Source organism: Streptomyces malaysiensis subsp. samsunensis (genome assembly GCF_024519315.1).
In the GTDB taxonomy this organism is placed as follows: Bacteria; Actinomycetota; Actinomycetes; order Streptomycetales; family Streptomycetaceae; genus Streptomyces; species Streptomyces malaysiensis.
In genome coordinates, this window is sequence record NZ_JANIIC010000172.1 from 1 (window position 1) to 3,528 (window position 3,528).

3 protein-coding genes and 1 pseudogene are annotated in these 3,528 nt (G+C 65.7%); all 4 read left to right on the plus strand.

Annotated elements, in window-relative coordinates; genetic code table 11:
• Positions 1–9 precede the first annotated feature (9 nt).
• Positions 10–390 (plus strand): annotated as a pseudogene (locus NQU54_RS48195) (recombinase family protein); the annotation flags it as partial.
• A 50-nt stretch (positions 391–440) separates the two neighbouring features.
• Entirely contained in the window at positions 441–557 is a 117-nt protein-coding gene (locus NQU54_RS50495) for a helix-turn-helix domain-containing protein (RefSeq protein ID WP_372506434.1), read from the plus strand.
• A gap of 153 nt (positions 558–710) precedes the next feature.
• A complete protein-coding gene (locus tag NQU54_RS48200) occupies positions 711–1,316 on the plus strand; it encodes an ArsR/SmtB family transcription factor (RefSeq protein WP_257636595.1) in 606 nt (201 codons plus the stop codon).
• Entirely contained in the window at positions 1,313–2,602 is a 1,290-nt protein-coding gene (locus NQU54_RS48205) for an MFS transporter (protein WP_257636596.1), read from the plus strand. Before NQU54_RS48200 ends, NQU54_RS48205 begins: the two co-directional genes overlap by 4 nt.
• The last annotated feature ends 926 nt before the right edge of the window (positions 2,603–3,528 follow it).

Below are 3,528 nucleotides of genomic sequence, written 5' to 3' on the forward strand. Positions count from 1 at the left end.
CCGGCCGTCATCGGCTACGTCCGCACGGCCGCAGGCCAGAGCCCCGTCCCGCAGATCAACACACTCATGCGCGCCAACATTGCGGAAGAGGACATCTACATCGAGCGCACGAACGGCCACAAAGCCGCATGGCCCGAGCGGGATCTGCTGCTGCCCAGGCTCCGCTCCGGCGACACCATCACGGTCTCCCGGCTCGACCGGCTCTCCTACTCCGTCCAGAACCTCATCATCGTGGGCACCGACCTGCGCAACCGCGGCATCCGCCTCTACGCCGTCGAGCAGAACATCGACAGCAACACCCTCGAAGGACGGGACTTCTTCGGCATGATGTCCGTCTTCGCCACCCTGCACCACGAGTTCGTACTCGCCGCCACCAACGACGGCCTGGCCGCCGCCCGCGGCAAGACCGGCGGACGGCCCCCACGCTCACCACCGAGCAGATCGAACAGGCACAACAGCTCTACGAATCCGGCGTCCCCGTCCGGAAGATCGCTCGCACCTTCAAAGCCGCACCCGCCACCATCTACCGCTACATCACGCTCAAAGCCGTGAAGTGAAGCTCTCGTCGAATGCTTCCTCGTTCCTAGCTCGCCCCCCCCAGACGGTCCACCGAGCCGACAGCGGGGCCACGTCAAGCTGCGGTGAATCTACGCAGAGTCTTCTCTGCATAGACTCCTATGCAGAGAAACTCTGCAACTTACGCTGTTGGCATGTCCGACGAACCCGAACACACGCCACAGCCCGCCAAGCCCGCCCGGCGCCTCGATGCACGCAGCCTGCGAGGGCTGGCCCATCCGCTGCGGATGAACATCTTCGAACTGCTCAGTCTGGACGGCCCCGCCACCTCCACCAGGCTCGCTGAACGCCTCGGGGAGAACACCGGCACCATCAGTTGGCACTTGCGCCACCTCGCCGAGCACGGCTTCATCGAGGAGGAAACCGGACGGGGCACGAAACGCGAACGCTGGTGGAGAAGGGTCGACGTCACGAATGAGCTGAACACTGCCGATTTCCGCGACGATCCCGACACCCGGGGCGCGCTCTCGGTCTACCTGCACGAACTGGTGCAGCAGTACTTCAGCCGGGTCGTGAACTACATCAGCGAGGACTGGGACGACACGTGGCGGAGCGCCGGCACCGTCTCGGACTGGAGTGACCTGCGGATGACCCCGATTCAGCTGGAGGCGCTCAACGCGGAGCTGATGGCCGTCATCGCCCGCCATACCCCTGCGCCGGACGCCGAGCCCGCCCCGGACGCGCTCCCTGTCGTCGTGCAGCTCCAGTCCTTCCCCCGCAACGAGCGTGGCACCGCATGAGCCACGGCATACGCGGCGGCCTCCTGCACCGCCACCGCGATTTCCGCCTGCTGTGGTGCGGCGAAACCGCGGGCAAATTCGGCGCGTCCGTCACCGGGGTGGCGATGCCGCTGGTCGCCGTCTCCACCCTGCACGCCAACACGTTCGACGTCGGCCTGCTGAGCGCCGCCGCCTGGGCCCCTTGGCTGATCATCGGTCTCCCGGTCGGTGCCTGGGTGGACCGGCTGCGGCGCAGACCAATCATGCTGGCCTCCGCCGCGATCTCCCTCTTACTCTTCGCCAGCGTCCCGGTCGCCACATGGTCCGGCTGGTTGAGTATCGGGCTACTGCTGGCCGTCGCCCTGCTGACGGGCACGGCAGCGGTGTTCTTCCAGACCGCCTACAGCGCCTACCTCCCCAGCCTTCTGGAACCCGATGACCAGCCCGAGGGCAACGCCAAACTGCACGGCAGCGCATCCGCCGCGCAGATTGCCGGGCTCGGCTCCGGCGGCCTGATCGCACAGTTGGCAGGTGCGGTGAACGGGATGTTCGCCAACGCCGCCACATTCCTCGTCTCCCTCCTCTGCCTCGCAGGCATCCGACATCGCGAGCCACCCATCACCAGAACCGAACATCGCCCCAAGTCACTGGTCAGTGAAGTCCGCGAAGGCCTGCGGCTGATCGCCGTCGACCCCTGGTTCCGCACGTTCACACTCTTCGGAGCCGCCTCCAACCTGGCCCTTATGGGATACCAGTCAATCCAAGTGGTCTTCCTGGTCCGGAGCGTCGGCCTGAGCCCAGGGACGGTCGGCGCACTCATCGCGGCCACTAGCGCCGGAGGCGTGGCCGGGGCATTCGTCGCACGCCGGGTCGCCCACCGGATCGGCACGGCTCGCGCGACACTGCTGTTCGAACTGGGACTTCCCATGCTCGGACTGCTGATCCCGCTGACCGTCGGCGGAGCCGGGATCCTGCTCTTTGTGACAGGCGGCTTCAGCGTCTCCGCGGGCGTCGTGGCCGGCAACATCATCAAGGCGAGCTTCCAGCAACGCTACTGTCCGCCGCATCTCCTCGGTCGCCTCACCGCAAGCACAGCATTCCTCAGCTACGGAACGATCCCCATCGGAGCACTGCTCGGCGGCGCGCTCGGAACCGCGCTCGGCCTCCGCACCGCCATGGCCATCACGACAGCGGGAGTCCCGCTCGCCGCACTGATCCTGCTCTTCTCCCCGATCCGGCGAACCCGAGACCTGCCGACGAGTAATTACAGGGATTCTGCTGGCGAGTCGGCCCTACCTCGGCATTGACCACGACCGCACCGGGAAATCGCCGCTCGGAACCGAGCGCCAGAACCTCCCGCCCGATCTCACAGGGAGGCTTCACACCCGTGGACACGATGAACTGAGACACCGTCGCCCACTCACAGTTGGCGAACACGAAGAACTGAGACGTCAGCCTCGGACCGTCTCACCTCACGATGCATCATGCCTGCTAAAAGCACTGGCCGAGAGCTAGATCCAATGAGACGGGACATCTCGCGCGCTTGACGGTAGTCCTGGGCGTGGACCGTGGACTTGGAATCCGAACCGAACCCGAACCGGCCCTCGTCCATCGCCTCGCGCAGGAGTCCGGAAACGTGGCACTGTTCCAGCACTCCTGACGACACCAGCGCTTGGAGGGCTTGTTCGGCTTTCTGGCGCTCGTCGAGGACATCGTTGCGCCCCTTGGCCCTCACTGCGGAGTTGAGGTCCAGCAGTGCACCGAAGGCGAGACCTACCTCTGATGTTCCCTCCGGCTCGTGCTTCCTGCAGCGCCTGCTGTGCTCGCACCCGCTCTCCCTGATCAACGGCACGGTGGTACAGCCTCTCAAGAGGCGTCAGCATGGCGTCGATCGCGGGCATCATGGCCGACGGCCCAGCCTGCCTTGCCATGGTGTTTGCCCGCTTCAGGCTGTGACGTGCTTGGTCGGCGGCCTCTTGTTCGCCTTCCCAGCGAAGGTTCCTGTACGCGGGCAGACACTCATCTGCTGCATTCAACAGCGTCGTCCATGCCTCTTTCCGCTCGTCTCGGATTACCTCATCAGACCGCTGCGATGTCTCCACCTCGACTGGGGTGGACCGGTCGTCACCGCTTGAGTCGGCGCAGCCCTTCTCCTGCACCGCTGCCCTCCGCAGCACCTGCCACGCATCAACGCCCTGTTTGGGAGTGCCGGACTTCCGCTGGGCCTTGGCCT